This is a genomic window from uncultured Clostridium sp., assembly GCF_947036855.1.
Taxonomy (GTDB): domain Bacteria; phylum Bacillota; class Clostridia; order Clostridiales; family Clostridiaceae; genus Sarcina.
In genome coordinates this window covers 1-6,473 of the sequence record NZ_CAMQRY010000126.1, presented here as the reverse complement: position 1 = coordinate 6,473, position 6,473 = coordinate 1, and the positions used below count along the sequence as shown (strand labels likewise).

Annotated in this window: 7 protein-coding genes; all 7 read left to right on the top strand. The window is 26.6% G+C overall.

What is annotated here, in order from left to right:
- Positions 1-284 precede the first annotated feature (284 nt).
- A complete protein-coding gene (locus Q0V15_RS10865; protein WP_297438900.1) occupies positions 285-914 on the top strand; it encodes a sugar transferase in 630 nt (209 codons plus the stop codon).
- 34 nt (positions 915-948) lie between these two features.
- Complete coding sequence (locus tag Q0V15_RS10860; protein ID WP_297438898.1) at positions 949-2,124, top strand: glycosyltransferase; 1,176 nt, start codon at positions 949-951, stop codon at positions 2,122-2,124.
- Entirely contained in the window at positions 2,125-2,775 is a 651-nt protein-coding gene (locus Q0V15_RS10855; protein WP_297438896.1) for an HAD family phosphatase, read from the top strand.
- Between the two features lie 3 nt (positions 2,776-2,778).
- Positions 2,779-3,579, top strand: a complete 801-nt coding sequence (locus Q0V15_RS10850) for a hypothetical protein (protein WP_297438894.1) — start codon at positions 2,779-2,781, stop codon at positions 3,577-3,579.
- Positions 3,580-3,623: 44 nt separating this feature from the next.
- A complete protein-coding gene (locus Q0V15_RS10845) occupies positions 3,624-4,436 on the top strand; it encodes a glycosyltransferase (protein WP_297438892.1) in 813 nt (270 codons plus the stop codon).
- 228 nt (positions 4,437-4,664) lie between these two features.
- Complete coding sequence (locus Q0V15_RS10840; RefSeq protein ID WP_297438890.1) at positions 4,665-5,741, top strand: LCP family protein; 1,077 nt, start codon at positions 4,665-4,667, stop codon at positions 5,739-5,741.
- 61 nt (positions 5,742-5,802) lie between these two features.
- Positions 5,803-6,473 (top strand): UTP--glucose-1-phosphate uridylyltransferase GalU (galU, locus tag Q0V15_RS10835; protein WP_297438888.1); only part of this gene is annotated, 671 nt, incomplete at its 3' end.

Here is a 6,473-nt window from a genome sequence, read left to right as displayed (position 1 = left end):
TGTAAACTTTAATTTTGAAATTTTATATGCTATAATTATTCGAATAAATTAATAGGTGAAATTTATTCAAATATAAGTAAATTAAAAGTGGATGTTTAAATAAATATTTGCCTAGGTTTTAAGTGTGTTTTAATAGAAATTTGATAGTATTGATTTAATTAGTATTTTATATTTAAAAGATAAGAATATATTTTGTTAAAGTTATTAAAGAAGTTAGCTTTAAAAGAAAAAACAGAGAATATTAGGGAGATATTTATTGAATATAAGAGGAGTTGGATACTTATATGAAATATGAGAGTAAAGAATTAAAGTTGGGTATTGAAGCAAATATATCCAAGCAATATTTAGCATTTAAGAGATGTGTGGATTTAATTATTAGTGTGATAGGTATTATTGTTACTCTACCAATAATTTTAGTTACTTGTATTTTAGTTTGTTTAGAAAGTAAAGGGAAACCTATTTATAAACAAAAAAGAGTTGGGATTGGAAATAAGGAATTTTATATATATAAAATAAGATCTATGGTAATTAATGCAGAGGTATCTGGAGCTAAATGGGCTGTGAAGAATGATGCTAGAGTTACTAGAATTGGGAAGTTTATAAGGATGACTAGGATTGATGAATTACCACAGTTTTTTAATATTTTAAAAGGTGATATGACAATTATAGGACCAAGACCAGAGCGTGAGATTTTTTATAAAGAATTTGAAAAAACTATACCTAATTTTAGAGATAGACTAGCTATAAAACCAGGACTTACAGGGTATGCACAGGTAAATGGTGGATATGAAATAGCACCTAAAGAAAAGTTAGAGTTAGATATATATTATATAAAAAATGTTGGTTTTAAACTTGATATTAAGATTTTATTTAAAACTGTACTTATTGTAGTTTCAGGACATGGAGCTAGATAGTGGTATTTAAAAAGATATAGGAGGTTAAGTTTAAATGAAAAAAATTGCTATATTAGTTCCATCACTTTCAGATGGAGGAGCAGAAAAAGTAGCAGCAAATCTATCTATAATATATGAAGAACTTGGATATGAAGTATATTTTATTTTATATGAAAATAGAGTTAGTTTTGATTATGAAGGTCAAATAATTGATTTGAATATAAAAGCAAGGTATGGTTTGAAGAAGATATTTAAGGATTATGAAATTTATAGAAAGCTTAAAAGTATTAAAAGAAAATATAAATTTGATTTTGTAATAAGTCATTTACCTAAGACGGATCTTATGAATTGTTTAACTAAGGGGAATGAAAAAGTTATTACAACTATACATAATAATATAGATGTAGATTATCCAACTTATATGAAGAGAATGCTTAAGTATATAATAAGAAAATCAGATTTAATAGCATCAGTTTCAAGAGTTGGAGAAGAGTATCTTTTAGAAAAGTATAGTGCTAAAAATGTTAAGACTATATACAATCCACAAATACTTAAGGATATAAAGGTAAAGTCTAAACTTGAAATAACTGAATTTTCAAATAGTAATTTTGAATGTGAAATTATAGCTAATGTTGGTAGGCTTAGTATGCAAAAAGGTCAGTGGCATCTTATAAGAGCTTTTAGTGAGATTTTAAAGACTAGACCAAATGCAAAGCTTGTTATAATTGGTAGAGGTGATTTAGAAGAAAGACTTAAAATTCTTGTGGAAAAGTTAGGTATTGAAAAAAATGTTATCTTTACAGGATTTAATAGTAATCCATATAAGTTTTTAAGTAGAACAGATTTATATGTTTCTACATCTATTCATGAAGGGTTACCAATGACATATATAGAAGCTATGTCGCTTGGAATACCTATAATTTCAACTGATTGTATATCGGGACCAAGAGAAATTATTGCACCTAATAAATTTGGTGAAGTAATGGATTATGATGAAATTCAAGAATATGGTGTACTTGTTTCAGATTTTGCAAGTATTGATACGATAGATAGTTTAGTGATTAGTAGTGAAGAAATAAACTTAGCAAATAGAATTAATAGTTTGCTTGATAACAAAGAAGTTTATAAGTCATTATCTGAAAAGGTAAAACAAAGAAGTTATGATTTTGATTATACAAATATTAAAAAGATATGGGAAAGAGAACTTAATATTTTAGGTGGTGAAAATTAAATGGATAAAATATTAGTTGTGGATTTATGTAATACATTATATAAGTCTAATACCACGCAGGACTTCTTTAGTTATGTATTTAAAGTAGATGAAAAATATAAAACTATAAAAAGAAAGAATTCTAACATAGGTTTTAAGGTTATAAATAAACTTAGTAACAAAATTTTAAAGTATGATATGAGTAGGGCTTTGATAACTAAAATATTGAAGAGTAAAACCAGCGTAGAAATAGAAAATTTAGTTAGTAACTTTATAGATGAGTTTTTAGAGAAGAAAAAAATAGAAAAAGTACATCAGCTAATATCTGATTATAAAAATCAAGGGTATAAGGTAATAATAATGTCAGCATCTTATGGATTTATAGTAAAAGAGATTGCTAAAAATCTAGATATAGATGGATATATTTCATCAGAGGCTGAAGTTATAAATGGAATCTTTACTGGAAAAGTAAGTAGTGATATTCTGTATACTAAATTTAGAGTTTTTAAGAAGAAATATTTAAATTATGAAGACCTAGTTATGATTACTGATAATGAAACAGATTATGATTTTGCTAAGCAAACAAAAAAATCATATATTGTTATAAATAATCATAATAAAAAGTTTTGGGAGAAGAAAAAAGAAGATAAATTTATATTTATGGAGGAATAACGAATGGGAAAATATATTATTCCATTCTTTTATACTTTTTACACTAGAACAAAAGGACTTGGAAAGAAAGTAGCATATTTATTTACATTTATAATACCTGTATTACTGTATGGGCTAACAAGTGCATATGAAAATGAATTTAGTTTCATAAAGGTTGGAATTGCTATTATTATTGGTCTAATTGGAACTATGTCAATTTATGAAATTGGGTATATTAGAAATGATGTATTTACAATAAAAAAAGAAAAAAAACCAACATTAAGGTTAGAAAGAAAAGAATTGGATTATGTTGAGAAAAATGTTCGGATAATATTAGGTGCAAAATATTTAATTAGTCTAATTAGTATAGGAATTATATTTTTACTAGGTTTTGATTATATACAATATATTATTGCATTAATACTCATAGAAATATTTTATTATATACATAATAATATAAGAGGTAAAAAATCAATTTTGAGTTTCTTTGTTCTAAGTACATTAAGATATATTACGCCACTTACTGTGATTCATACAAATATATGGATTACTGTATCGGTATTTATTTTAATGGTAACAGTTTCAAGGACTTTTGAAAAAGCAGCAGAGAAGAAGTTTAAAATAAGTATATTAGAATTTGTTGGGACATCTATAGACGTTAATATACTACGAGGTTTTTATTATTTGATAGTGCTTTTAGTTATATTAGCACAATATATGATGTTTAAAATACCTATGGTGTTTGTGACACTTAGTATATATTACTTTATTTATAGAGGGCTAATAGCTTGTGGCTATATAGTTAAGCAATTTAAAAAACATTAATGATAAAATAGAGTAATAGCTCTAATGAGAGGAAATGGAATAATATGAAGTTTTCAGTTTTGATGTCTGTTTATTATAAGGAGTCACCAAAGTTTCTTTATGAGGCTTTAGAGAGTATATTAACACAAACAGTAATGCCATCTGAAATAGTTTGTATAAAGGATGGTTTACTTACAGAGGGATTAGAAGCAGTTTTAAATGAATTTAGCACTAAATATGAGGACATGTTTAAATTTATAGGATTTGATGAAAATAAAGGGCTTGGATATGCCCTAAGAATTGGTGTTGAGGAATGTAGTTATGAAATTATAGCTAGAATGGATACTGATGATATTGCAAAGAAAGACAGATTTGAAAAGCAGCTAAATATTATAAATGAGCAAAATGTAGATATTGTAGGAAGTAACATCTTAGAGTTTGATGGAAATATAGATAATATAATTTCTAGGAGAGATGTTCCAAGTACATTTGAGGCAATAAAAGAATATGCAAAGAAAAGAAATCCTTTTAATCACATGACTGTAATGTATAAAAAAACAGCAGTTTTAAAAGCAGGTAATTATAAAGAGTTTTTATGGTTTGAAGATTATAATCTTTGGATAAGGATGATTGTTTCAGGAGCTAAAATGTATAATATTAATGAAGCGCTTGTATATGCAAGAACAGGTACAGCTATGTTTGAAAGACGTGGTGGATTAAAGTATGTCAAAAAAGAATATAGTATGCAAAAGGATATGCAAAGGCTAAAATTCATATCAAAATACAGATTTGTAATTAATGTTTTAGAAAGAGCAGTAATTAGAGTTATTCCAAATAAACTTAGGAAGCTTGTATACATGAAACTTTTGAGAAAATAAAATTAAGAATAGATTTATATTAGTGAAATAATAATGGAATGGTTTTTAAATGTAATATTAGTTTAACTGTAATCGTATTGTTGGAATTTATTATATGATATTTTGGTAGAATAATATGCAAGTCACTAAATTTACAAGTTAAATATTATATATTTAAGCTTAAAGAATCTGTAGATTTAAATATATAATTTAAATATTTTTAAATAAAGATTATAAGGAGATCATATTATGAGCAATATTGATAATACTCAATCATTTCCAGATGGATTAATTCCAGATGATAATGATAATAGAAGAAAAAAAAGAGATAATAAAAAAAAGTCTAAAGGAAAAGTTATAGGAATTATTATTGCAATAATAGTTTTATTATTTATAGGAGCTATTGGTGGTGGTTATTTTTATGTAACTCATTCATTAAATAAGCTAAATAGAGTACAACTTAATAATAAAGATTTAGGAATTGATACTCAGGTTGAGAGCCAACTTGATAAATTTAAGAATATTACTAATGTAGTTATTTTTGGTGTTGATGAGCCAACAGGAACTCCTGGAAGATCAGATACTATTATGATAGCAACAATAGATGGAAATAATGATACACTTAAATTAACATCTATAATGAGAGATTCTTATGTTAATATACCAGGTTATGGTATGAATAAAATAAATGCAGCTTATGCATTTGGCGGACCACAATTAGCATTAAAGACTATAAATGAGAATTATGGTATGAATTTAAAATATTATGTGACAGAAAACTTTACAACATTACCAAAACTTGTTAATATGATGGGGGGGATAACTGTAAAGCTTTCAGAAGCAGAAGTTAAAGCAATGAATGCACCGCAATGGCAGTTAAACCAAATATTCCACGCTGATGCAGCATATATTAAAACACCAGGAACACATTTATTAAATGGTATACAAGCAATGGCTTATGCTAGAATAAGAGATGGTGTTGGTGGAGATTATGCTAGAACATTTAGACAAAGAGCTATAATGCAACAGTTATATACAAAAATTAGAGCATTAAATGTAACTGAAGTACCAGGCGTTATTGATGGATTACTACCTACAATACAAACAAACCTTACTAATTCACAAATATTTAGTATGGGTGCAGATGTATTAAAAATGGGAACTCCACAGATAGAACAAGGAAGACTTCCATTAAATTCAGAAAGTCATGGTGAAATTATAAGTGGTCAATGGTATCTTGTATTTAACCAGCAAAAAACAAATCAAAGATTACATGACTTTATTTTTGAAAATAAAGCATTACCAAATACTGAGTATGATAATTAATATAAGGTATATTTAGAAAACTACAGATTAAATAAGTTAAATGATGAGGGAGTTTATTATGATGGAAAAAAAAATAAGAAAAGCTATTATACCAGCAGCAGGACTTGGAACAAGATTTTTACCAGCAACTAAATCACAACCTAAAGAGATGTTACCAATAGTTGATAAACCAACTATTCAATATATAATAGAGGAAGCAATAGCATCAGGAATTGAAGAAATACTTATTATAACTGGAAAAGGTAAAAAGTGTATTGAAGATCATTTTGATAAATCTTTAGAACTTGAAATACAACTTGAGAGATCAGGGAAAGATGAACTTTTAAAAATGGTTAGAGATATATCAGATATGGTTGATATTCATTTTATAAGACAAAAAGAACCAAAAGGACTTGGTCATGCTATAAGTTGTGCTAAAACATTTGTAGGAAATGAACCATTTGCAGTTCTTCTTGGAGATGATATTGTTTATAATGATGAACAGCCTTGTCTTGGACAATTAATTGAGTGTTTCAATGAGTATAATACAAGTATTCTTGGAGTTCAGGAAGTTGCGCATGAAGATGTTAATAAATATGGTATAGTTGATGGAGTTCATGTTGAAAATGGAGTTTATAAGGTTAGAAATCTTATAGAAAAACCAGCTATAGATGAAGCTCCAACTAATGTAGCTATTCTTGGGAGATATATAATAACACCTAAGATATTTGAAATATTAGAAAATACAAAGCC

What these genes read in the sequence shown, in the direction of transcription:
- Q0V15_RS10860 (WP_297438898.1), top strand. Translation starts at nt 949, where the DNA reads ATGAAAAAAATTGCTATATTAGTTCCATCACTTTCAGATGGAGGAGCA.
- Q0V15_RS10845 (WP_297438892.1), top strand. Translation starts at nt 3,624, where the DNA reads ATGAAGTTTTCAGTTTTGATGTCTGTTTATTATAAGGAGTCACCAAAG.
- Q0V15_RS10850 (WP_297438894.1), top strand. Translation starts at nt 2,779, where the DNA reads ATGGGAAAATATATTATTCCATTCTTTTATACTTTTTACACTAGAACA.
- Q0V15_RS10865 (WP_297438900.1), top strand. Translation starts at nt 285, where the DNA reads ATGAAATATGAGAGTAAAGAATTAAAGTTGGGTATTGAAGCAAATATA.
- Q0V15_RS10855 (WP_297438896.1), top strand. Translation starts at nt 2,125, where the DNA reads ATGGATAAAATATTAGTTGTGGATTTATGTAATACATTATATAAGTCT.
- Q0V15_RS10840 (WP_297438890.1), top strand. Translation starts at nt 4,665, where the DNA reads ATGAGCAATATTGATAATACTCAATCATTTCCAGATGGATTAATTCCA.